The organism is Phenylobacterium sp. (assembly GCF_031412415.1).
Classification (GTDB): Bacteria; Pseudomonadota; Alphaproteobacteria; order Caulobacterales; family Caulobacteraceae; genus Phenylobacterium.
Genome location: NZ_JANOCX010000042.1, coordinates 1 through 22,931 on the forward strand (window position 1 = coordinate 1; position 22,931 = coordinate 22,931).

21 protein-coding genes are annotated in these 22,931 nt (G+C 68.3%); 15 read left to right on the forward strand and 6 right to left on the reverse strand.

The genetic code is table 11. From position 1 onward, the window contains the following. The 5 genes from RMO04_RS01970 to RMO04_RS01990 all read left to right on the forward strand — a co-directional run. A partial coding sequence (locus RMO04_RS01970; protein WP_309643115.1) for a hypothetical protein occupies positions 1-321 on the forward strand: 321 nt, incomplete at its 5' end. A 29-nt stretch (positions 322-350) separates the two neighbouring features. After that, the gene (cysT, locus tag RMO04_RS01975; RefSeq protein WP_309643116.1) at positions 351-1,223 is read left to right on the forward strand and encodes a sulfate ABC transporter permease subunit CysT; all 873 of its coding nucleotides are present in this window, start codon (positions 351-353) and stop codon (positions 1,221-1,223) included. After that, the gene (gene cysW, locus RMO04_RS01980) at positions 1,220-2,065 is read left to right on the forward strand and encodes a sulfate ABC transporter permease subunit CysW (RefSeq protein WP_309643117.1); all 846 of its coding nucleotides are present in this window, start codon (positions 1,220-1,222) and stop codon (positions 2,063-2,065) included. Before cysT ends, cysW begins: the two co-directional genes overlap by 4 nt. Before the next feature lie 15 nt (positions 2,066-2,080). Further along, the gene (locus tag RMO04_RS01985) at positions 2,081-3,115 is read left to right on the forward strand and encodes a sulfate/molybdate ABC transporter ATP-binding protein (RefSeq protein WP_309643118.1); all 1,035 of its coding nucleotides are present in this window, start codon (positions 2,081-2,083) and stop codon (positions 3,113-3,115) included. Positions 3,116-3,168: 53 nt separating this feature from the next. Continuing rightward, on the forward strand, positions 3,169-3,297 hold the full coding sequence (locus RMO04_RS01990) for a hypothetical protein (RefSeq protein WP_309643119.1): 129 nt from the start codon (positions 3,169-3,171) through the stop codon (positions 3,295-3,297). A gap of 12 nt (positions 3,298-3,309) precedes the next feature. Here the strand turns inward: RMO04_RS01990 and RMO04_RS01995 are convergent, their stop codons facing one another. From RMO04_RS01995 to RMO04_RS02005, 3 genes are read right to left on the reverse strand one after another with little or no spacing between them, the layout of a single operon-like run. Continuing rightward, positions 3,310-4,296, reverse strand: a complete 987-nt coding sequence (locus RMO04_RS01995; RefSeq protein ID WP_309643120.1) for a transglutaminase family protein — start codon at positions 4,294-4,296, stop codon at positions 3,310-3,312. A gap of 11 nt (positions 4,297-4,307) precedes the next feature. Then, a complete protein-coding gene (locus RMO04_RS02000; RefSeq protein WP_309643121.1) occupies positions 4,308-5,249 on the reverse strand; it encodes an alpha-E domain-containing protein in 942 nt (313 codons plus the stop codon). A gap of 34 nt (positions 5,250-5,283) precedes the next feature. Next, positions 5,284-6,750, reverse strand: a complete 1,467-nt coding sequence (locus RMO04_RS02005; RefSeq protein WP_309643122.1) for a circularly permuted type 2 ATP-grasp protein — start codon at positions 6,748-6,750, stop codon at positions 5,284-5,286. Between the two features lie 369 nt (positions 6,751-7,119). Between RMO04_RS02005 and RMO04_RS02010 the strand changes: the two genes are divergently transcribed. Genes RMO04_RS02010 through RMO04_RS02020 form a run of 3 tightly spaced genes read left to right on the forward strand, consistent with a single transcriptional unit; the run spans position 7,120 to position 13,369 of the window. After that, entirely contained in the window at positions 7,120-8,775 is a 1,656-nt protein-coding gene (locus RMO04_RS02010) for an autotransporter assembly complex family protein (RefSeq protein WP_309643123.1), read from the forward strand. Beyond that, complete coding sequence (locus tag RMO04_RS02015; protein ID WP_309643124.1) at positions 8,772-12,977, forward strand: translocation/assembly module TamB domain-containing protein; 4,206 nt, start codon at positions 8,772-8,774, stop codon at positions 12,975-12,977. The genes RMO04_RS02010 and RMO04_RS02015 overlap by 4 nt, the downstream gene beginning before the upstream one ends. Before the next feature lie 14 nt (positions 12,978-12,991). Continuing rightward, a complete protein-coding gene (locus RMO04_RS02020; protein WP_309643125.1) occupies positions 12,992-13,369 on the forward strand; it encodes a hypothetical protein in 378 nt (125 codons plus the stop codon). Here the strand turns inward: RMO04_RS02020 and phhA are convergent. Both phhA and hspQ read right to left on the reverse strand, forming a co-directional pair. Further along, positions 13,366-14,241, reverse strand: coding sequence for a phenylalanine 4-monooxygenase (gene phhA, locus RMO04_RS02025; protein WP_309643126.1), 876 nt, complete (start codon positions 14,239-14,241; stop codon positions 13,366-13,368). The two genes, RMO04_RS02020 and phhA, sit on opposite strands and share 4 nt — an antisense overlap. A 117-nt stretch (positions 14,242-14,358) precedes the next feature. After that, positions 14,359-14,688, reverse strand: a complete 330-nt coding sequence (gene hspQ, locus RMO04_RS02030) for a heat shock protein HspQ (RefSeq protein WP_305584057.1) — start codon at positions 14,686-14,688, stop codon at positions 14,359-14,361. Between the two features lie 295 nt (positions 14,689-14,983). Here hspQ and RMO04_RS02035 point away from each other — a divergent pair, with 295 nt between their 5' ends. Continuing rightward, the gene (locus RMO04_RS02035) at positions 14,984-16,090 is read left to right on the forward strand and encodes a Ppx/GppA phosphatase family protein (RefSeq protein ID WP_309643127.1); all 1,107 of its coding nucleotides are present in this window, start codon (positions 14,984-14,986) and stop codon (positions 16,088-16,090) included. Next, the gene (locus RMO04_RS02040) at positions 16,087-16,794 is read left to right on the forward strand and encodes an RlmE family RNA methyltransferase (RefSeq protein WP_309643128.1); all 708 of its coding nucleotides are present in this window, start codon (positions 16,087-16,089) and stop codon (positions 16,792-16,794) included. Before RMO04_RS02035 ends, RMO04_RS02040 begins: the two co-directional genes overlap by 4 nt. Here the strand turns inward: RMO04_RS02040 and RMO04_RS02045 are convergent. After that, entirely contained in the window at positions 16,781-17,677 is an 897-nt protein-coding gene (locus RMO04_RS02045; RefSeq protein ID WP_309643129.1) for a LysR family transcriptional regulator, read from the reverse strand. The genes RMO04_RS02040 and RMO04_RS02045 overlap by 14 nt on opposite strands. 54 nt (positions 17,678-17,731) lie before the next feature. Here RMO04_RS02045 and RMO04_RS02050 point away from each other — a divergent pair, with 54 nt between their 5' ends. The 5 genes from RMO04_RS02050 to guaA all read left to right on the forward strand — a co-directional run bounded on the left by RMO04_RS02050 (position 17,732) and on the right by guaA (position 22,805). Beyond that, positions 17,732-18,010: a hypothetical protein gene (locus RMO04_RS02050; protein ID WP_309643130.1), complete on the forward strand. Its 279-nt coding sequence runs from the start codon at positions 17,732-17,734 to the stop codon at positions 18,008-18,010. Between the two features lie 68 nt (positions 18,011-18,078). Next, positions 18,079-19,545, forward strand: a complete 1,467-nt coding sequence (guaB, locus tag RMO04_RS02055; RefSeq protein WP_309643131.1) for an IMP dehydrogenase — start codon at positions 18,079-18,081, stop codon at positions 19,543-19,545. Continuing rightward, complete coding sequence (locus RMO04_RS02060; RefSeq protein ID WP_309643132.1) at positions 19,542-19,940, forward strand: MAPEG family protein; 399 nt, start codon at positions 19,542-19,544, stop codon at positions 19,938-19,940. The genes guaB and RMO04_RS02060 overlap by 4 nt, the downstream gene beginning before the upstream one ends. Before the next feature lie 9 nt (positions 19,941-19,949). Then, the gene (locus RMO04_RS02065) at positions 19,950-21,227 is read left to right on the forward strand and encodes an RsmB/NOP family class I SAM-dependent RNA methyltransferase (RefSeq protein ID WP_309643133.1); all 1,278 of its coding nucleotides are present in this window, start codon (positions 19,950-19,952) and stop codon (positions 21,225-21,227) included. 18 nt (positions 21,228-21,245) lie between these two features. Further along, positions 21,246-22,805, forward strand: coding sequence for a glutamine-hydrolyzing GMP synthase (gene guaA / locus RMO04_RS02070; protein ID WP_309643134.1), 1,560 nt, complete (start codon positions 21,246-21,248; stop codon positions 22,803-22,805). Positions 22,806-22,931 lie beyond the last annotated feature (126 nt).

Consider the following 22,931-nt stretch of genomic DNA (forward strand, 5'->3'; position numbering starts at 1 on the left):
GGTCGCGGGCGGCTATACGATGGGCCTGACCGGGTGAGCGGGCCGCCCTCCCTGCGCCAGATGCTGGCCTTGCCGATCACCCTGGCCATCGTGATCGGCGTCGCCCTGTTCGCCTGGCAACAGCGCCGCGCCGGCGCGGCGGCCGAGCGGCCCAAGACCGAGGCGGCTCTCGATCGCGCCGCCACTGCTTCAGCTGCCAGCGCCGCGATGCGCAGGCTTTCGTGCCGCGCTCTTAGAAAATCTATATTGTCGATTGGCGAAGTAGGAATTAGCCAAGCTGCGGACCGAAGCGCAGCCAACCGCTTTTGTGTCGGCGTATAGACGTTTCAACCGGGGCCACGCACCACCGCATGACCGCGAGCCACAGACCAGACACCGCGCTCCCCGCGCCGGCCCGTCGGCCGATGTTCCGACGTCGCTCGGCGATTCCCGGCTTCTCGCTGACAATGGGCGTCACGCTATCGGTCCTGTCGATCGTGGTGCTGATCCCGTTGGTCGCGGTCGTGCTCAAGGCGTCGGAGCAGAGCTTCCCGGAATTCCTCGACGCAGCCTTCAACACGCGGGCCTTGACCGCCTATCGCCTCTCGTTCGGAGCGGCCCTGGTGGCGGCCACGATCAACGGTGTCTTCGGGGTGCTCACGTGCTGGGCGCTGGTCCGCTATGAGTTTCCCTTAAAGAGCCTGGTCAACGGGATCATCGACCTGCCGTTCGCCCTGCCGACCGCGGTGGCGGGCATCGCGCTGGCGACGCTGTACGCTCCGAACGGCTGGGTGGGGTCGTTGTTCACCCCGACCGGAATCAAGATCGCCTACACGCCGCTGGGCGTCGTGATCGCGCTCACTTTCATCGGCCTGCCCTTCGTGGTGCGGACCCTGGAGCCGGTCATGCGCGACCTGGCGCATGACGTGGAGGAGGCGGCCGCCAGCCTGGGCGCCAACCGCCTGGACACCATCGCGCGCGTGATCCTGCCGGCGCTGGGTCCCGCCTGGCTGACCGGCTTCGCCCTGGCCTTCGCCCGGGGGGTCGGCGAGTACGGCTCGGTGATCTTCATCGCCGGCAACATGCCCTATGTCTCGGAGATCGCGCCGCTGCTGATCGTCATCGAGCTGGAGCAGTACGACTACGCCGGGGCGGCCACGGTGGCGGTGGTGATGCTGGGCGTATCCTTCCTGATGTTGTTCGTGATCAACGCCATTCAGGCCTGGGCGAGGCGCTTCTCATGAGCCGTCGCATGCGTCATCCCACCGAGGACCCGGCCTGGGCCAAGGCGCTTATCCTGGCCATCGTCGCGGTGTTCCTGGTTAGCGTGCTGATCCTGCCCATGGTCACGGTGTTCTTCGAGGCCCTGCGCAAGGGCCTCGGTCCGGCGCTGGAGGCCATCGCGCAGGAGGACGCCCAGGCCTCGATCAGGCTCACCCTGATCACCGCGGCGATCACCGTGCCGTTCAACGCGGCCTTCGGCATCTGCGCGGCCTGGGCCATCGCCAAGCATCAGTTTCCGGGCAAGGCCTTCTTGATCACCCTGATCGACCTGCCGTTCTCGGTGTCGCCGGTGGTGGCGGGCCTGATCTATGTGCTGGTGTTCGGCGCCCAGGGCTGGTTCGGGCCCTGGCTGATCGAGCACGACATCAAGGTGATCTTCGCGATCCCCGGCATCGTGCTGGCGACCATCTTCGTCACCTTCCCCTTCATCGCCCGTGAGCTGATCCCGCTGATGCAGGAGCAGGGGGTGGACGAGGAAGAAGCCGCCGTCTCCATGGGCGCCTCGGGCCTACGCGCGTTCTGGAGCGTGACGGCGCCCAACATCCGCTGGGGCCTGCTCTACGGGGTGCTGCTCTGCAATGCGCGGGCGATGGGCGAGTTCGGCGCGGTGTCGGTGGTCTCGGGCCACATTCGCGGCCTGACCAACACCATGCCGCTGCATGTGGAGATCCTCTACAACGAGTACGATTTCGTCGGCGCCTTCGCCGTCGCCGCCCTGCTTTGCTTCCTGGCCATCGCCACCCTGGTGCTGAAGGCCGGTCTCGAACTGATCCAGCCGCAGTCGCGGCCCGGCCGCCACTAGAGAGATGCATCCGAAATGACCATTTCCATCCGCTCGGTGGAGAAGACCTTCGGCCGCTATCCGGCGCTCAACCAGGTCAGCCTGGAGATCGCCGACGGCGAGCTGCTGGCGCTGCTCGGTCCCTCGGGCTCGGGCAAGACGACGCTGCTGCGCGTCATCGCCGGCCTGGAGTTCCCCGAAAAGGGTCAGGTGCTCTATGGCGACCAGGACATGACCTACGCCAGCGCGGCGGCGCGGCGGGTGGGCTTCGTCTTCCAGCAATACGCCCTGTTCCGGCACATGACCGTGGCGCGTAACGTCGCCTTCGGACTGGACGTGCGCAAGGGCGCAGACAAGCCGTCCAAGTCGGAGATCGCCGACCGGGTCAACGAATTGCTGAACCTGGTGGAACTGGGCGATCTTGGGAACCGATACCCGGCCCAGCTCTCGGGGGGGCAGCGCCAGCGGGTGGCGCTCGCCCGCGCCCTGGCGGTCAATCCCAGCGTCCTGTTGCTGGACGAGCCCTTCGGCGCCCTGGACGCGACGGTGCGCAAGTCGCTGCGCAAGGAGCTGCGTCGGATCCATGACGCCACCGGCGTCACCACCATCTTCGTCACCCACGACCAGGAAGAGGCGTTGGAACTCGCCGACCGGGTCGCGATCCTCAACAACGGCGCCATCGAACAGGTCGGCAAGCCACACGAGGTGCATGACGAGCCGATCGGCGCCTTCGTCTGCGGCTTTGTCGGCGAGGCCAATCGGTTCGAGGGCGCGGTCAAAGGCGGACGCTTCCGGTCGGCCGAGATTGAACTTCCGGCGCAGGGCGTGGCCGACGGCGCGGCGGTGGCCTTCGTGCGGCCGCATGAGTTCACGGTGGCAACCCCTGGCCAGGAGAGCCTGTTCCTGACCACCGAGCGGGTCGCCTCCAGCGGTCCGGTGGTGCGGGTTGATGGCTTGACCTCGGGCGGTCAGCGGATCGAGGCGGCGTTCTCGCGCGACCTCGCGGGGCGGTTCGGCTCGGGGGAGCGTCTGGGCCTGGCGGCGCAGCGGTCATACATCTTTAGCGCGTAATTCGGCGCCAACTACCTTGACGAGTTGGCAAGGCGCAGACAGCATCCGCGCCCATGACCCCCATCCTTCGCTTTCTCGCGCGTCTGCGGACCTCGCCGCGTCGCGCGATCGTCATCGAGATCGCCTTCATACTGCTGGGCGCGGCGTTGTTGGCGGTCGCGTTCTTCCGCATGAACGTCTGACGCGTCGCGACTTTACTGCTGCTGCTGTTGCTGCTGAAGCTGCTGGTCATAGACTTGGCCCCCCGCCGATCCCCGTCGCCGTCCGGCGCGCGAGAACGAGGGCTGGGCGACCCTGATGAACTCCGGCTCGGTGATCGCCGCGCGGGCGCGGCGCACGGAGACGCCCACGGCGAGCTGGCTTTCGGCCTCGCCCTTATAGACGCCCCGGGAGGGCGGCACGTCGTCGTAGTCGCGGCCCAGCGCCGCGGCGATGTGACGTTCGCCGGCGATGACGTTGTTGGTGGGGTCCAGGCCGATCCAGCGTGTGGACGGCAGGAAGACCTCCACCCAGGCGTGGGTGGCGTCGGGGTCCGAGCGGTCGCCGGCCTTGCGGTCGGTGAACAGGTATCCGGAGACGTAGCGCGCGGGGATGCCCCACGCCCGGCAGTTGGCCAGCATGATGTGGGTGAAGTCCTGACAGACGCCGCGCCGCGCCTCCAGCGCGAGGTCGATAGGGCTGTCGGCGTGGGTGACGCCGGCCTCGTAATCGAAGGACTCGTAGATGATCTTGGACAGCTCGCGGACGGCGCGCAGCGGATCCAGGATCTTCAGATCGTCGATCTTGCGCTCGGCGACGAAAGCCTTGAGCGCTGGCGTCTCCACCGCGAAGCCATGATGGCGCAGGAAGTCGAAGTTCTCCCCGCGGACGAAGTCGCTGCGCAGGCGGTCCCATTCACCCATGTCCAGGGCTTCGGGCAGGGCGGCGGGCGCCTGGGTTTCCACCGCCGATCGGGCGACGATGTTCAGCCGGTCGTGCGGCTGGGGCACGTCGAAGTGGTAGACGGCGTTGCCGAACGGGTCGGCGTAGGAGAAGAGCTGGGCGGCGGGGTCCAGGTCCAGCTCGAAGCTCACCAGCCGCTGGCGCGCGCCCTTCTGAGGTTGCATCCAGACCTCCATGACGCTTTCACGCACGGGCTCGGCGTAGTGGTACTGGGTGACGTGGCGGACTTCCAAGAGCATCGGTCAGCGCCTCACGCGGGCAGTCGCATTTCGAGGGAGTAGTGGACGAAGGTCTCGTAGACCGACTTGTGGATGCCGATGCACTCGTCGAGAACGGTGGAGAGCAGGGCGCTGGCGCCGGCGACTTCCAGCTCGTCCATGTCGGCATACTGCAGGCGGGCCTTGAGGCGGCCGGCGAGGCGTTCGGGTCCGGCGTGGCCAGCGTCCACATAGCGGCTGGCGGCGGTCAGGTGCTCCTCGATCCGCGCGGTCGAGAAGCGGATGGAGCGGGGGAAATCCGCGTCCAGCAGCAGGAACTCCAGGATCTTGCGCGGCTGGATGTCGGCGGTGTAGCGCCGCAGATAAGGTTCCAGCGCACAGCTCATCCGCAGGACGCTGACCATGGCGAAATGGTCGTCCACCGCGCCGCGGCGGCGGTCGCCGAAGCAGACCTCCAGCAAGCGACCGATCAGCTGGGCCCGTTCCAGGTACATGCCCAGCAGCAGGAACCGCCAGCCCTCGCCGTGGCTCATGGTGGCGTCGGCCGCGCCGCGGAACAGGTGAAGGTCGGCGATCACGTCGTGCAGAAAAGCCGACGAACCGTCGGCGAACGCCTTGGCGGCGTCCGGCCCGGTCGTCTTCAGATAGATCAGGTTCAGCCGTTCCCAGGTCTCGGTGGTGATCTGGTCACGCACCTGGCGCGCGTTCTCACGCGCCAGCGCCAGGGACGAGACGATGGAGCCCGGGTCCTCGCGATCCAACGTCATGGCCAGGGTCGCCTCGTACGGATTGGCGATGTGCGCGCGGCTGGTGTCGCCGACGGCCGCCAGCGCGATACGGGCCACCTGGGCCGCGCCCTCGGTGCGATCCAGGGTGGCGTTGAGCATCACGTCGGAGAGCCGGCACATGTGCTCGGCCCGTTCCACGTAACGGCCGATCCAGTAGAGGCTGTCGGCGACCCTCGCGAGCATCATGCCCGCGATCCCTTGCGACGAAGATTGGACAGCATCATGCCTTGGCCTCCTTGCCGTCGGCCAGGACCCAGGTGTCCTTCGACCCGCCGCCCTGGCTGGAGTTGACGACCAGCGACCCCTTGCGCAGGGCGACGCGGGTCAGGGCGCCCGGCGTCACCACGATCTTGTCGCCGGAGAGGATGAATGGCCGCAGGTCGACGTGGCGCGGCTCGATAGCGCCGTCGACCAGGCAGGGTGCGGTGGAGAGCTGGATTGTGGGCTGAGCGATGTAGTTGTCCGGATCGGCCTTGATCGCCTCGGCGAAGTCGGCGCGCTCCTTCTTGCTGGCGTGCGGACCGATCAGCATTCCGTATCCACCCGACGCACCGACCGCCTTGACCACCAGCTTGTCGAGGTTGGCCAGGACGTGGCTCAGCTGGGATGCCTCGCGGCAGAGATAGGTCTCGATGTTGGGCAGGATGGCGTCCTCGCCGAGATAGTACCGGATGATCGCGGGAACGTAGGCGTAGACGGCCTTGTCGTCGGCCACGCCGGTGCCGGGCGCGTTGCAGATCACCACATTGCCGGCGCGGTAGGCGTTGAACAGGCCTGCCACGCCCAGCCCTGAGTCCCGACGGAAGGTGAGGGGATCGATGAAGTCGTCGTCGACCCGGCGATAGATCACGTCGATCCGCCGCAGGCCCGTGGTGGTCCGCATGTAGACCATGTTGTCATGGACCACGAGATCGCGGCCCTCGACCAGCGGGCAGCCCATCAGCCGGGCCAGATAGGCGTGCTCGTAATAGGCGGAGTTGTAGACCCCCGGCGTCAGGACCGCGACCTGCGGGTTCGGACGCCAGTCGGCCGCCATGCTTTTCAGGGTGGCGAGCAGCAGGTCGGGGTAGCGGTCGATGGCCCGGACATTGGCCGCCCGGAAGGTGCCCGGGAACGCCCGCCGCGAGGCCTCCCGGTTGGCCAGCATGTAGGAAACGCCGGAGGGAACCCGCAGATTATCCTCCAGCACCGCGAAGGCGCCGTCGGTCTGGCGGATAAGGTCGGAGCCGCAGACATTGGCGTAGGCTTGGTGCGGCACGAACAGGTTCTGCATTTCCCGGCGGTAGGAGGGGGCGCTGAGGATCAGTTCGCGCGGCACCACCCCATCCATCAGGATCTGCTGCTCGCCATAGATGTCGGCGAGGAACATGTTCAGCGCCCTTAGCCGCTGGGTCAGACCCGCCTCGATCTTGGCCCACTCATCGGCCGGGATGATTCGCGGCAGCAGATCGGTTGGGATGATCCGCTCGGTCGAGCTCTCGCCGCCATAGACCGTGAAGGTGATGCCTTGGAGTAGGAAGTAGCGTTCCAAGACCCGCTGGCGCTCGGCCATTTCAGCGGCCGCCAAGGTGGTGATGCGCGCGTCGAGCGCCGCGTAGTGCGGACGCACCAGGCCCCGGGGGGTCAGCATCTCGTCGTAGGGCACGTTCAGCGAAGCCTTGGGCTCAACGGCCGACGCGTTCGCCATGTCTTCAGAACTGTGGGCCGTCGCCACGCCGTACTCCACCCGTTGGTCCTCCGCGTCCCTCTCCGACCTTAGGAACCGCTCTAGGAAAAAGGGCGGCTTTTCGGAATCGGCGAACCTGTGTGGCGCGGCTGCTCACCATTTGGGCAAGTTTCGGTCGCTCAGGAAAGCGACTTGAGCGGTGAGCCGTGGGTGACATCGCGATGCGACGCGGGATAAACCCTCAGTCGGGGCGCGAGAGGAAAGTTTGGCGTGGCGCGTTTGGTCGTCGCATTCGCCGCGTCTGCGGCCCTGTGTGCCCCCGGCGCTGCACGCGCTGAGACGCCGCGCGCCGCGATCGAGGGCGAACTTCCGAGCGCTCTGCGCGAGACCATGGCGCGCGCCATCGGTGAGACCGACAAGCCGATCAGCAATCGCTTCGAAGCCCGTCGCCGCGCGCGGGAAGCTGGTGAGAGCGCCATCGCGGTGCTGCGCTCCGAAGGTTACTACGCCTATGAGGTCGAACCGGACGTCGGCGAGGGCGATCCGCCGCCGGCGGTCATCAAGGTCACGCCGGGCCCGCGCTTCACCATCGCCGAACCCGCCATTTCCTGGGGCGACACGCCGCCATCCCTAGCCGTGCAGGCGGCCGGTGAGGCGGTCATGGGCCTGGCCACGGGTCAGCCGGGTCGCGCCGCCGACGTGCTGGGCGCCGAGGGGCGGATTGTCGCCGCAGCCCAGAAGCGCGGCTATGCCGACGTCGCTCCCGCGCCTCGGGACGTGATCGTCGACCATGCCGACAAGACGGTTCGGCCGACCTTTCGCATCGAGGCCGGTCCTCTGGTGCGGTTGAACGGTCTGGACGTCGTCGGCGGCGAACGGACCAAGCGGGCCTGGCTCAACCAGATGGCCCCCTGGCGCCCGGGCGAGGTCTACGATCCGGAGGACGTCGGTGAGCTGGAGCGTCGGCTGCTCGACACCGGGGTCTATGACTCGGTCACCGTTTCCCTTGCCGGCCCGGAGCGCGCCACATCTGACGGCCTGCGCCCGGTGGTGGTCAGCCTGGCCGATCGCGCGCCGCGCACCATCCAGCTCGGCGCCAGCTACTCGACCAGCGAGGGTGTCGGCGTCGATGCGCGCTGGACGCGCTACAACACCTTCGGCCGTGCCGACACCCTGTCGTTCAGCGGTCAGGTCTCGGACATCGACAGCCGCGTGGTCGCCGAAGCGACCCTGCCGCATTGGCGCCGCGCGCAGCAGACGCTCAAGTCCGCCGCGGCCATCTACGAGATCAAGACCGACGCCTATGACGAAACCGGATTCGGCGTGCGGGCCGACGTCCAGCGGCGGTTCGGGAAGACCTCGTACATCACCCTGGGCGGCTCGCTGGATTACAGCGAGACCGCCGAGACCCAGACCAAGCTACTGACGCCGCTCGGCCGCGACCTCTGGACCGCCGCGATCCTGGCGGCTGCCTCGCTGGATCGCTCCGACGACCCGCTGGATCCCAAGCGCGGCTGGCGCCTGGAGGTGAGGGCCGAACCCACATACATCGCCGGCGACGAGAGCCTGCCGTACCTCAAGGTTCAAACCCAGGGCTCGATCTACCTGCCGTTCGGCGCGCGCGCCCGCACGGTGCTAGCTGGGCGGATCAAGGCGGGGGCGATGATCGGCGGCTCGGTGCCAGAGGTCCCGGCCTCGCGGCGGTTCTACGCGGGCGGCGGAGGGTCGGTGCGCGGTTATGCCTATCAGGCCATCGGGCCGCGCCTGGCCGACAACACCCCCCAGGGTGGGGCCTCGGTCTTGGAGGCCTCGTTCGAGGTTCGCCAGAAGATCGGCCAACGCTGGGGCGTCGTGGCCTTCCTCGACGGCGGGGCGGTCGGCGACCGCCAGTTCCCGGCCGGCGACGATTTCAGCGCCGGTGCGGGCTTGGGCGTGCGCTACGACCTGGGCTTTGGTCCCATCCGGGCCGACATCGCCATTCCGCTGGATCGGCGCAAGGGCGACGCGGCCTTCCAGATCTATCTCAGCATCGGGCAAAGCTTTTGAGCACGCCCCCCGAAACGCCACACGAAACCGTCGGCGAGGTGGTCGAGGAGATCGCCCACGAGGTGGCCAAGGTCGCCAAGACGTCGCTGCTGCCCAAGATCATCATCGGCATATGCGCGGTGCTGTTCCTCCTGCTGGCCGGCGCGCTGCTGACCACCCGCTATGGCGTGCTGCTGCCCCAGGGGCGGATGCTGATCGAGGCGCGCGCCAGTGGCCTGAAGCTGGGCCGCTTCGGCAAGCTGAAGATCGAGGGGCTGGGCGGCGATGTCTGGCGCGACTTCACCATCCGGCGCCTGACGATCAGCGACGAAAAGGGGGTCTGGCTTGAGGCCAAGAACGTCGCGATTACATGGCGTTATGCTCAGCTGTTTCGGCGCAAGCTGGATGCGGACAAGGTCGTCGCCGAGCGGTTGACCGTCCTGCGGCGGCCCACCCTGTCGCCCAAGTCGAAATCGCGCGGCCTCCCGGTCTCCATCGTGTTGGACGAGGTTCGGACGCGGGTCGAGATGGCGCCGGCCTTCAGCTATCGGCGCGGCGTCTACGACGTGGTCATGAGCCTGGACGTCCAGCGGGGGAACGGCGGCCAGAAGGGCAAGATCGCCGCGGCCAGCGTCCTGCATCCGGGCGATCACCTGAATGCTCAGTTCGACTTCGGGGGCGGGCGGCCCTTGCTGATCATCGCCGACGCTGAGGAAGCCCGAGGGGGCGCCTTGGCCGGCAGTCTGGGCCTGGCGGCCGATCAGGCCTTCGCCTTGAAGGCGCAGGCCCGCGGGGAGGGGGCGCAGGGTCGGTTCACGGCGGTCGCCACCTCCGGCGCCAGCAAACCGCTGGACGCGCAGGGCGCCTGGAACGCGCAAGGCGGCTCGGCGCAGGGACGGGTTCGCCTGGACGCCTCGCGGCTCACCCAGCCCCTGGTGGCGCGCCTGGGTCCAGAGGCGACGTTCGCGATCACCGGCCGCAAGGCGCAGGGCGAGTTGTACGACCTCGACGCTCGGGTTGTATCGGCGAACCTGTCGCTCGCGGCCCGGGGACTTGGCAATCTAGGCGAGCGCCGGCTTGGGCCGCAGGGTCTTTCCGTGGTCGCCTCGGCCGGCGAATTGTCGAAGGTCGCCGGCGGTCCGCCCATGGGTGCGGCCAAGGTGTCTGGCAGGTTGACCGGCACGATCGACGACCTGCGGTTCATTGGCGTGGCCGATCTGGCTCGGCTCACACTTGGCGACTATGGACTGGACCGCGTCTCCGGGCCGGTCGAGGTGACCCGCCGCGACGGCGTGCTCTCGGCGAAGGGCCGGATCGCCGGCGCGGGCGGCCGTGGATCGGGCCTGGCCGCGGCCCTGTTGGGCGCGCGGCCGACGGCGGCGTTCGACGGCGCGCGCCTCGCCGATGGCCGGCTGCTGCTGCGCAGTCTCGACGCCACCGGCGTCGGCCTGATGGTCCAGGCCAGCGGTGGTCGCGGCCTGGTCGGTGGCCTCAATTTCAAGGGCAAGGCGACGTTCTCCAATCTGGCTCAAGCGCGGCCGGGGGCGTCGGGGGCCCTGTCGGCCGACTGGAGCGCGACGCAGGGCGGTGTCGGCAAGCCCTGGACCTTGGCGCTGGACGCCAAGGGCGCGAGGTTCGCCAGCGGGTTTGGCGAACTGGACCGCCTGCTGGGGGCCGCTCCACGTCTCCAGGCCCGCGCCAACATCGAAGGTCGCAAGGTCTCCGTCTCGCAGGCCGACCTCAACGGCGCGGCGTTGAAGGCGGCGGCGGGCGGGGTGCTGGACCCCGACGGCGCCCTGCGCTTCAAGCTGGACTGGTCCGCCGACGGGCCGTTCCGAGCCGGCCCCGTGGAGATCACCGGCAAGGCCAAGGGCTCGGGCGCGGTCACCGGCTCGCTATCCAATCCACGCGCCGACTTGCTGGCCGATTTCGAGGCCATCGACGTGCCGCGCTTGCCGCTCAAGAACGCCAAGCTGACGCTAAGCTTCATGCGGCGCGCCCACGGATCGAGCGGGCTCGTGACCCTCAACGCGATCAGCGACTACGGCCCCGCCGCCGCCCGTTCCGACTTCCGCTTCCCCGCGGGCGGCGTCGACCTGACGGACCTGTCGCTCAACGCCGCGGGCCTGACGGCCCAGGGCTCGCTCTCGCTCCGCCGCGCCAGCCCGTCGGCGGCCGACCTGCAGGTCGCTTTGGTCAAGGGCGCTTTCCTGGAGAGTGGTCAGGTGAGTGGCGCGGTGAGGATCGTGGACGCCGCCGGTGGACCTCGGGCGACCCTGAACCTCGCGGCCCGCAACGCCGTGCTGCCCGGCGCGAAGTTCGCGGTCCGCGATGGAACGGTCTCGGCTGATGGCCCTCTGGACCGGTTGCCATACAAGGCCGAGCTGCGTGGCGTCGCCACCAACGGACGCTGGACCCTGGACGGATCGGGCGTCCTGTCCCGGGTCCAGCCGGGCTTCCAGATCGCCTTCGATGGCACGGGCAGGTTTGGTCGGCGCGACCTGAAGACCACCGAGACCGCGCTGATCGGTTTCGGGGGGGCTGAGAACACGGCCAGGCTAAGGCTGGCGGCCTCGGATGGCGGCCTGATCAACGTGGACGCCAAGCTGGGCCGCGAGAGCGCCGACATCCGGGCCCAGGTCCAGCGGCTGGGGCTAGGGGTTCTAAGCGAGGACCTGGTGGGGCGAACCGACGCGACCATCGTCCTATCCGGACGCGGGGGGCGCCTCGACGGAACCCTGGACGCCAAGCTCGACAACGCCCGGGGCAGGGGGTCGCCGGCCGATCAGGGGATCGACGGGACCCTGAAGGGACGCCTGGACGGGGACCTGCTCACGCTCGCCATGACGGCGGCGAACGCCCAGGGTCTGCGGGCCGACGCCGATGTCACTCTCGCGGTGGAAGCCAGCGCCAGCCCGTTCCGCGTCGCCATTGTTCGCACCCGGCCCCTGCGCGGGCGGTTCTTCGCGGAGGGCGAAGTCAGGCCTCTGTGGGATCTTGTCATGAGTGGGGAGCGCGACCTAGCCGGCGTCGTCCGACTGGAAGGCACGCTGGGCGGCACCCTGGCCGACCCCAACGCCACCGGCACGGCGCAGCTGGACAAGGGCCAGTTCAACGACGGCGCGACGGGCCTGGCCCTGCGCGACGTCACCCTGCGCGCCAGCTTCGCCGACAACGCCGTCAACGTCACTCAAGCCACGGGCGCCGACGGCCATGGCGGCACGATCGCCGGATCTGGCAGGTTCAGTCTGTTCCGCGAGGGCGTCTCGACTCTGCGCCTGGACTTGAAGAGTTTCCGGCTGATCGACAACGACCAGGCGACGGCCTCGGCGTCGGGCCAGGCCACCATCGATCGCGCCGCCGACGGCAAGGTGCGGTTGGCGGGCGACCTGACCATCGACCGGGCCGACGTGGCGGCCAAGTTGGCCACGCCGTCCGGGGTCGTGACCATGGAGGTTGTCGAGCGCAACAAGCCGACCGACCTGTCCAGCGTGCTGGCGCCGGTGGCGCGCAAGGGCCTGGCGGTGGCGCTCGATGTCCGCCTGAAGGCGCCGCGCCGCATCTTCCTGCGCGGCCGCGGCCTGGATGTGGAGCTGTCGCTGGACGCCCACGTCGGCGGATCGACCGCGCGTCCGGCGCTGACCGGCACCGCGCGTGTGGTGCGCGGCGAGTACGATTTCGCCGGCAAGCGGTTCGAGTTCGACGAGCGCGGCGTGGTCTATCTGGCGACATCGCCCCAGGCGATCCGCCTGGATCTGTCGGCCACCCGCGACGACCCATCGCTGACGGCGGTGGTCCGGATCCGCGGCACGGCGGCGAAGCCCGAGATCACGCTCACCTCCTCGCCGGTGTTGCCCAATGACGAGGTGCTGTCCCAGGTGCTGTTCGGCCGCTCGGCCTCGCAGCTCTCGCCGCTTGAAGCCGCGCAGTTGGCCTCGGCCTTGTCGTCCCTGGCCGGCGGCGGCGGCTTCGACGTGATCGGAAACCTGCGCAACTTCGCGGGACTGGACAGGCTGGCGCTGGCGGGCGGCGATGAGTCGGGCGTCACGGTCTCCGGCGGCAAGTACCTGACCGAGGACGTCTATCTGGAACTGACCGGCGGCGGACGCGAAGGTCCCTCGGCGCAGGTCGAGTGGCGCATCGGTCGAAACCTCTCCATCATCTCCAAGCTGGCCGGCCAGGGCGACGGCAAGCTCGCCGTGCGTTGGCGGCGAGACTACTGAGGAGCATCGCCGCCATGCGTGGCCTTCTGATCGGATTGGCGGCGGCGGGAAGCCTGGCGGCCTGCGACAAATCCCTGACCGCGCCCGATACCGCCGGGGTCTGCTGGCGCCTCGCCGAGAACGGTCCGAACGGCAAGCCGGAGTTCCGGCCCATGGCGCCGGGGGTCAGCAACCTTGAGTCCTGCGCTGTGACCCTGGAAGGACTCCACCTTCGCACTGGCGCGCCTGTCACCGGGGGCTTCCAGGGGCGCTACATCTTCGTGACGCCGGAGGACATTACCGCCGCTTTCAGCGCCAAGAGCCAGCGCTATCGGGTCTTCACGCCGCAACAGCGAGCCAAGGTGCGGCAGAACATCGAGATCCTGGCCAAGCGCGAGCGCGCCGGCGGCTAACTCTCGGCGAGACGCCCGCCGGCCTTTGCGTAGGCCTGGGTCCCGGCCGTGAAGACCTCTTCACCCGGCTCGATCGCGTCGATGGCGATGTCCGGCAGGCGGGCCAGGCGCTCATAGAGCCGGCTGAAATCCTGCAGCGTCGCGTCCAGGAGCGCCTGCAGCGAGGGGATGACGAAATAGACCTGCTGGAAATCGTCGATCCGGTAGGGGGTGCGCATCACCCGTTCCAGGTCGAAATCCAGACGGTTGGGGGAGGGATCGTCCAGCGCGAAGATCGATTCGGCGCGGCTGGAGACGATGCCCGCGCCGTAGATCCGCAGGCCCTCCGGGGTTTGCAATAGGCCGAACTCGACCGTGTACCAGTAGAGCCGCGCCAGATTGTGCAGTTGCCCCCGCCCCAGAGCGCGCAATCCGCCCTCGCCATAGGCCTGCATATAGTCGGCGAAGGTCGGATCGGTGAGCATGGGCACGTGGCCGAACACGTCATGGAAGACGTCGGGCTCCTCCAGGTAGTCCAACTCGTCGGGCTGGCGGATGAACTGGCCGGCGGGGAAGCGGCGGTTGGCCAGGTGATCGAAGAACACCTCGTCGGGCACGAGACCAGGGACAGCGACGACGCTCCAGCCGGTGAGCCGGGTCAGCTCCTCATTGATCCTGGCGAAGTCGGGAATGCCCCCGCGATGCAGGTCCAGAGCGTCGAGGCCGTTCAGGAAGGCGTCGCAGGCCCGTCCCGGCAGCAGCTTGGCCTGGCGCTCATAGAGCGTTGTCCAGACCTGATGCTCGGCCGGGGTGTAGGCGGCCCAGTCCTGGTCGATGGTCCAATCGGCGCGCGCGCCGGGGGGAGGTGTGGAATTGAAGCCATCTGCGCTCATGGCGTCAGAATGACCGCGAATCTCCGAAACTTCCGTTCGAACTGCGCGCGAAAACGCCTGGGTCGCGGTGAAAGATTGCGCGAGAGCGGCGCGGCGTCGAACGCCCGTGCCTTCGGCCTAGTGGCTGATGCGCGGCTTCAGATTGTAGTGGCCTTCAGTGAAGCTCTCGAAGATCAGCGACGCCTGCGGGTGGCCGATGGGTTCGCCGCTCTCGTCGGGCAGCAGGTTCTGCTCGGAGACATAGGCCACGTAGGCGTTCTCCTCGTTCTCCGCCAGCAGGTGGTAGAACGGCTGGTCCTTGCGCGGACGGATGTCCTCGGGGATCGACTGCCACCATTGCTCGGTATTCGAGAAGGTGGGGTCGACGTCGAAGATCACGCCCCGGAAGGGGAAGTGACGGTGCCGAACGACCTGTCCAATGGCGTATTTCGCCAGGCGCGGCTCCATGATGACCATGGGTCGCGAGACGAGGTCGCCGCCAACTTTTTCGATTCGAGCGTCCATGAAGGAGAATCTAAACCACGTCACCTAACCGGGAAGTGAACGTAACGCTCATGCGCCCTTGTGCAAGGCTGCGCCTTCCGAGAGGCGAACCATGTTGATACAGTCTCTCCTGAAACGAGGCGCCGAGTTCTGCGCCTGCACAAGGACGGTGGCGGTCCATGCCTCAGGCGCCTTCGGGCCCGTTCGATGAGAACGGTCTCCGGACCCTAGATTCTTACGCCGTCGAGGCGACGGAACGGTGACGCTCGCAGCGGAGTCCGCCGCACCGCGCGGCGAGGCCGAAGCGCCCTGCTATGGCGCGCTCGACCTAGGCACAAACAACTGCCGGCTGCTGATCGCCACGCCCGCCGGGCGCGGCTTTCGCGTGGTCGAGGCCTATTCCCGCATCGTGCGGTTGGGGGAGGGGCTAGGGCACTCCGGCCGCCTTTCGGACGCGGCCATGGAGCGGGCTCTCTCGGCGCTGAAGGTCAGCGCCGAGAAGGTGCGTCGCCGCCGTGTCGTGAAGCTGAAAGCCATAGCCACACAGGCCTGCCGCTCGGCGGCCAATGGTCCGGAGTTCGTGGCGCGGGTGGCCGCCGAGACCGGATTGCAGCTTCAGATCATCAGTCCGCGGGAGGAGGCGCAGCTCTCGGTCGCCGGTTGTCTCAACCTGCTGGACCGCAAGGCCGACGCGGCGCTGGTCGTCGATGTCGGCGGCGGATCGACCGAGCTGTCCTGGGTGGATCTTCAGGCGGGCGGGCTGGAATCCGAGATCGCCCGGTTCGAGGTGGGGCGCCTGCCGATCAAGGCCTGGCTCTCTATTCCCATCGGCGTCGTGACGCTGGCCGAGCGGTTTCCCGAGGGCGAGACCGTCACGGAGGGCTGGTTCCGCGAGATGGTGGAGACGGTGAAGACCGAGCTGGCTGCGTTCCGAAACGCCGATTCCATGCGGGAAGTGTTTGACGCCGACCGCGCCCATCTGGTCGGCACCTCCGGCGCGATCACCAGTTTGGCCGGAATGCACCTGGGCCTGCGGCGATATGACCGCAGTCAGGTGGACGGAATCTGGATGACCCGCGACCAGTGCGACGCGGCGGCCAATCTGCTGTTGGGGCTCAACGCGCGCCAGCGGGCCGAGCAGCCCTGCATCGGTCCCGACCGCGCCGACCTGGTGCTGGCCGGCGCGGCGATCCTGCAGGCGGTGCAGGAGCTTTGGCCCTGCACGCGGGTCCGGGTCGCCGACCGCGGCCTGCGGGAGGGCATTCTGATGTCGCTGATGTCGGACGCCGGGAGCGGCCGCAAACGTCGCCGCCGGCGTCGCGGCCGTAGATCGCCGGGCGCTTCGCCTGTAAACGCTCCGGAATGACCGACGAGCCCCCACGCAAGCGGATGGTGAAACGCCCCACCGGCGGAACCGAGGAAGGTCGGGCCACGCCGGAGCGCCTGAAAACCGCCCGGGACCGGACGCCGTCGTCGCAGGCCTGGCTGTCGCGTCAGATCAACGATCCCTTCGCCGCCAAGGCTCGCGCCCACGGCTATCGCTCGCGGGCCGCCTACAAGCTCACCGAGCTGGACGACAAGCTGCGCCTTCTGAAGCCCGGCGCGCGCATCGTCGACCTGGGCCTGGCGCCGGGCGGCTGGACCCAGGTCGCCATCGAGCGCGGAGTGACCAATATCGTCGGCGTCGACCTGCTGCCGGTCGATCCGATCAGCCCGGCCCACATCCTGGAGATGGACTTCACCGATCCGGCCTGCGGGCCGATGTTGATCGACCTGTTGGGCGGGCCGCCCGACGCGGTGCTCTCGGACATGGCGCCCAACACCGTGGGCCACAAGCAGACCGACCACCTGCGCATCGTCGGCCTGATCGAGGCCGCGGCCGACTTCGCCATCAGCGTGCTCAAGCCCGGCGGCGCCTTCATCTCCAAGGCCTTCCAGGGCGGAGAGAGCTGGGAAGTGGTCAACCACCTGAAACGCCATTTCGACGACGTGAAGCACATCAAGCCCAAGGCCAGCCGAGCCGGCAGTTCCGAGGTCTATCTGGTGGCCACGGGGTTCAAGGGGCGGTGATCGGCGCGGGCGTCTTGGCGCCCTCGGACACAAGCCACTTCCGGAACTGATCCAGCGCCCGGCTCGACGCCCCCGGCGCGGCCAACAACGCGAAAGCGCTCTCGGCCTTCCTGAACCCGAAGGGCGCGACCAGGCGTCCGCTCGCGACATAGTCGGCCACAAGCGGCCAGGGCATGACCGCCATGCCTAGGCCCGCGATCGCGGCGTCCAGGGCGAAGTGCAGGTGGGCGAAGGGTTGCTCAGGACCCAGAGGAAGCTCCATCCCCACCAGCGCCGCCCAGATCGCCCAGCCCTGGGGGTGGCTCTGGGCCGCCAGGCGTGGCGCCTTCAGCACCTCGCCCGCGAAGCGCTCCGCCAAGGCCGGCGACATCACAGGTCCGATGTGATTGGGCATGAAGGCCGTCGCGTCCGGATCGGCCAATCGGCCGGTCGGGACCAGCCGCACCACCGCGTGCGCCCCGCGATGCGACGTCGCATGGGGGGCCAGTTCCGCCAGATGCAGCCGAACGCCGGGATGGGCCTGGGCAAAGCCGCTCATTCGCGGGATCAGCCACTTCACCGAGACGCTGGCGTTGACGGCGACGTGCAGGTCTTGCGCTCCGCCTCGAGCCTGCCTGACCGCCGTGGCGATCTGGTCGAAGGCTGATGTCAGCGCCGGCAGCAGGTTGCGCCCCGCCTCGGTCAGCTCCAGGCGATGCTTGGGCCCGGTGAACAGGCGAACGCCCAGGCTCTCTTCCAGGGCCTTCACCTGCCGGCTGACGGCGCTGTGGGTGACGTGCAGCTCGTCGGCGGCGAGCGTGGACCTGCCGGTCCTGGCCATGGCCTCGAAGGCGCGCAAGGCGTTCAGCGAGGGTAGGGGACCAGATGTGAGATTTCCGAACATCTCGTATCAAATATGTCGATTTCCTCCATTCCGCAATCGGCGCACAAGCTCGACATGGCGGAACACACCACCTTCCAGGACGTCAAACGACTGGCGACCTCGCTGGTTCTGCACCTGGGATGGGGTGGGGCTTTGGTGGTCATGATCGAGGCGCACGGCCGCTTCGGCGAAACGCTGGCCCAGACGACGGGCTTCGCGACCGTCCTCTTCCTGCAACTCTTCGGTGTCGCCCTGCTGGTTCGCGCCCTGGCCGATTGCGCCCGGGCCCTGACGGCGGCGATCTTCGAAATAGCCGCCGCCCAACGCCGGACCCGGGAGCCCGTGACAGCATGACACTCCAGACTCCGCTTGCCGCCGTGGGGGCCGTACCGCTATACGCGGCTCGCAAAATGGAGACTCCAATGGAGATTCGCGAAGGTCTTACCTTCGACGACGTTTTGCTTGAACCGGGCGCGTCCGATGTGATGCCCACCCAGGTGGACACCACCACCAAGTTCACACGCGAAATCAGTCTGAACATACCGCTCGTGTCCTCGGCCATGGACACCGTGACCGAGAGCCGCCTGGCTATCGCCATGGCCCAGGCGGGCGGCCTGGGGGTGCTTCATCGCAACATGACGGCCGAGGAACAGGCCGATCAGGTGCGCGAGGTGAAGCGCTACGAGAGCGGCATGGTCATCAATCCGCTGACCATCAATCCCGACACCCCGCTGCGCGAGGTCCTTGAGATCAAGGCGCGGCGCAAGATCTCCGGCTTCCCGGTGGTCGAGCCGGGCACCGGCAAGCTGGTCGGCATCCTCACCAACCGTGACATGCGGTTCGAGGGCTCCAGCGAGGTCCCGGCCAAGGTCCTGATGACCAAGGACAACTTGGTCACCGTCCGCGAGGGCTGCACCCAGGACGAGGCCAAGGCCTTGCTGCGCCAGCACAAGATCGAGCGGCTGATCGTCGTTGATGACGCCTATCGCGCGGTCGGGCTGATCACCGTGAAGGACATGGAGAAGGCCCAGGCCCATCCGATCGCGGCCAAGGATGCGCAGGGCCGCCTGCTGGTCGGCGCGGCCTCCACGGTGGGCGACGCGGGCTATGAGCGGTCCATGGCCCTGGTCGACGCCGGGGTCGACGTCGTGGTCATCGACACCGCCCACGGCCACAACGCCGATGTCAGCAAGGCCGTCGGCCGACTGAAGCGCGAGACCAATCGCGTGCAGATCGTCGCCGGCAATGTCGCGACCTATGAGGGCGCGCGCGCCCTGATCGACGCCGGCGCCGACGCGGTGAAGGTCGGCATCGGGCCGGGCTCCATCTGCACCACCCGCATCGTGGCGGGGGTGGGCGTGCCGCAACTGACCGCCATCGCCGACGCCGTCCGCGCCGCCCTGGGCACCGATGTTCCGGTGATCGCCGACGGCGGGATCAAGTATTCCGGTGACCTGGCCAAGGCGCTCGCCATGGGCGCCCAGGTGGCCATGATGGGCTCGGCCTTCGCCGGCACCGACGAGGCGCCGGGCGAGGTGTTCCTGTACCAGGGCCGCTCGTATAAGGCCTATCGCGGCATGGGCTCGCTGGGCGCCATGTCCACGGCCAATGGTTCGGCCGACCGCTACTTCCAGAAGGAGGTTTCGGCGCTGAAGCTGGTGCCCGAAGGCATCGAGGGGCAGGTCGCCTACAAGGGTCCGATCAACGCCATCCTGCACCAGATGGTCGGCGGCCTGCGCGCGGCCATGGGCTACACCGGCGCGGCCGACCTCGAACAGTTCCGGCAGCGGGCGCGGTTCATCCGCATCACCGGCGCCGGCCTGCGCGAGAGCCACGTTCACGATGTCATGATGACCCGTGAAGCCCCCAACTATACGAGCCCCGTATGACCGGTCCCGCTCCAGAACTGCTGCTGCTCGGCGCGGCGGTCGTGGTCGGCCTTGTCCAACTTCTATGGGCGACGCTGGCCACCCGCGGGCGCGGAGACCTGAAATGGGCCGCCGGCCCGCGCGACGAGCCGATGCCGGTCACGGGCGGCGCCGGACGGCTGAAGCGGTCGTTCGAGAACTTCATGGAGACCTTTCCGCTGCACGCCGCGGTGGTCATCGTGACCTATCTGGCGGCCAAGCTGGGTGACCTGACCCTTTGGGGCGGCGTCCTTTATGCGGTCGGCCGGGCCTTCCATCCGATCTTCTATCTGGTGGCCATTCCCTTTGCGCGCACCCTGGCGTGGGCCCTGGCCTTCACAGGCACGCTGATGGTCACGGCGGCGGTGTTCCTGTGAGCCAAGCCCTTGCGTGACGGCGGACGCCTTTCCGCGGCCATCGAAATCCTCACCGACGTCGAGACGCGCCACCGGCCTGTGAGGCTGGCGCTCAAGGCGTGGGGGGATGCTTCGCGCTATGCGGGGTCGAAAGACCGCGCCTGGGTCTCGGGCCTGGTGCTGGACATGCTGCGCCGCAGGCGCTCGCTGGGCTGGCGCATGGGCGACGACAGTCCGCGCGCCGTGGCGCTGGCCGCCCTGGGTGTGTTCTGGAACTGGCCGGTGGAGCGCATCGCCGAGGCTGCCGGCGACGAACCCCACGGTCCGGGCCCGCTGACGCAAGCCGAACGCGCCGCCCTGACCCAGCCCCGCGACATGGCCGACGCCCCACCCGCCGTGCGTGGGGACTATCCGGATTGGCTGGAGCCTTCGATGGCCCGGGCCTTCGGAGATGAGGCGCCGCTTGAGGGCGCCCTGCTGGCCGAGCGCGCGCCGGTCGACCTGCGCGTCAACACGCTGAAGACCGATCCCGAACAGGCGCTGAAGGCCTTGGCGCCGCTGGGCGTGGAGCCGAGCGGCGTCCTGCCCAACGCCCTGCGAATGGCTGCGCCGGATCCGGCTCAGCGCGGCGGCTCGCTGGAAACCATTCCGGCCTTCTCGCGGGGCTGGTTCGAGGTGCAGGACCTCGCCTCGCAGATCGCCGCCCTGGCGGCCGGCGACATCAAGGGCGCCCAGGTGCTCGACCTTTGCGCGGGGGGCGGGGGCAAGACCCTGGCGCTCGCCGCCGCCATGGAAAACACCGGCCAGATCTACGCCTATGACAGCGAGGCCCGCCGGCTGGCCGACACCGTGCGTCGCTCGGAGCGGGCGGGAATCCGCAATCTGCAGATTCGCTCGCCGGTCTATCCCGATCCGCTGAAGGACCTGGCGGGCAAGATGGATGTCGTGTTCATCGACGCGCCTTGCAGCGGCTCAGGCGCCTGGCGTCGTCATCCCGACACCAAGTGGCGGCTGAAGCCCGAGACCTTCGCCCAACGCATGGCGGACCAGGACGCTGTGCTTGACCTGGCGGCGGGGTTCGTGAAGCCCGGAGGTCGCTTGGTCTATGTCACCTGCTCGGTCCTGCCTGAGGAGGACGAGGACCGCGTCGCGGCCTTCCTCGCCCGGACCCAGGGCTTCGCCGTACGGCCCGCGAGTGACAACCCCGCCCTGACTCGACACCTGACGGACGAGGGCTATCTGCGCCTCTCGCCCCGCGCCTCCGGCACCGACGGATTCTTCGTCGCCGTTCTGGAGAAAACCAAGTGATCCTACGGACTTAAGGCCATGACCGAACCCGCTCACGAACGCGTCCTGATCGTCGATTTCGGCAGCCAGGTGACCCAGCTCATAGCGCGGCGCCTGCGCGAGAGCGGCGTCTATTGCGAGATCCATCCCTTCGACAAGGTGGAGGCGATACTGGACGCCTTCGGGCCCAAGGCGATCATCCTGTCCGGCGGCCCCGCCAGCGTCCATGAGGCGGCGAGCCCCGCGGTCACCCCACGCGTCTTCGAGCTGGGCGTGCCGGTCCTGGGCATCTGCTATGGCGAAATGACCATGTGCGACCGGCTCGGCGGCAAGGTCGAGGGCGGCCACACCCGGGAGTTCGGCCGCGCCGAGATTCTGATCGAGCACGAGAGCCCGCTGCTGGCGGGTCTGGGCGAGATCGGTTCGAAAGAGACCGTCTGGATGAGCCACGGCGACAAGATCACCTCCATTCCCGAAGGCTTCCAGGTGGTGGCGTCGTCGGAGGGGTCGCCCTACGCGGTCATCGCCGACGAGGCCCGTCGCTTCTACGGCATCCAGTTCCATCCGGAGGTCCATCACACCCCCCGTGGCGCCCAGATGCTGCGCAACTTCGTCCACGGCATCGCGGGCCTGAAGGGCGACTGGACCATGTCCGCCTTCCGCGGCGAGATGGTCCAGAAGATCCGCGACCAGGTGGGCGAGGGCAGGGTGATCTGCGGCCTGTCCGGCGGGGTGGATTCCTCGGTGGCCGCGGTGCTGATCCACGAGGCCATCGGCGACCAGCTTACCTGTGTCTTCGTCGATACCGGCCTGCTGCGCCACAACGAGGCCGAGCAGGTCGTGACCATGTTCCGCGACCACTACAACATCCCCCTGGTGCATGTGGACGCCGGCGATCTGTTCCTGGGCGAACTGGCGGGCGTCTCTGACCCCGAGACCAAGCGCAAGACCATCGGGCGGCTGTTCATCGAGGTGTTCGACAAGGAGTCGGCGAAGATCGAGGGCGCGGCCTTCCTGGCCCAGGGCACCCTCTATCCGGACGTGATCGAGAGCGTCTCGGCCAGCGGCGGGCCCTCGGCGGTGATCAAGAGTCACCACAATGTCGGCGGCCTCCCGGACTACATGAAGCTCAAGCTGGTCGAGCCCCTGCGCGAGCTGTTCAAGGATGAGGTGCGCCACCTGGGCGTGGAACTCGGCCTGCCGCCGGCCTTCGTCGGACGCCACCCGTTTCCGGGCCCGGGCCTGGCCATCCGGATTCCCGGCGAGATCACCCGCGAGAAGGTCGCCGTCCTGCAGCAGGCCGACGCCATCTATCTCGACGAGATCCGCAAGGCCGGCCTCTACGACAAGATCTGGCAGGCCTTCGCCGTGCTGCTGCCGGTCAAGACCGTGGGCGTCATGGGCGACGCCCGCACCTATGAGGGCGTCCTGGCCCTCCGCGCCGTCACCTCGACGGACGGCATGACCGCCGACTTCTTCGAGTTCCCGTGGGAGGTCCTGGGCCGCTGCGCCACCCGGATCATCAACGAGGTGAGGGGCGTCAACCGAGTGGTCTACGACGTGACCAGCAAGCCTCCCGGCACGATCGAGTGGGAGTAGGGGAGTCTGTCGCCAGGTCGGGGCCTCGATGCCGGACGTTGTGACGTGGTAGGGTTGCAGGGTTGGTCGCGCACACGGAGGACGGATGGCGGCGCTGCTCAAGATCGTGGACGAGCACTTCGGGCC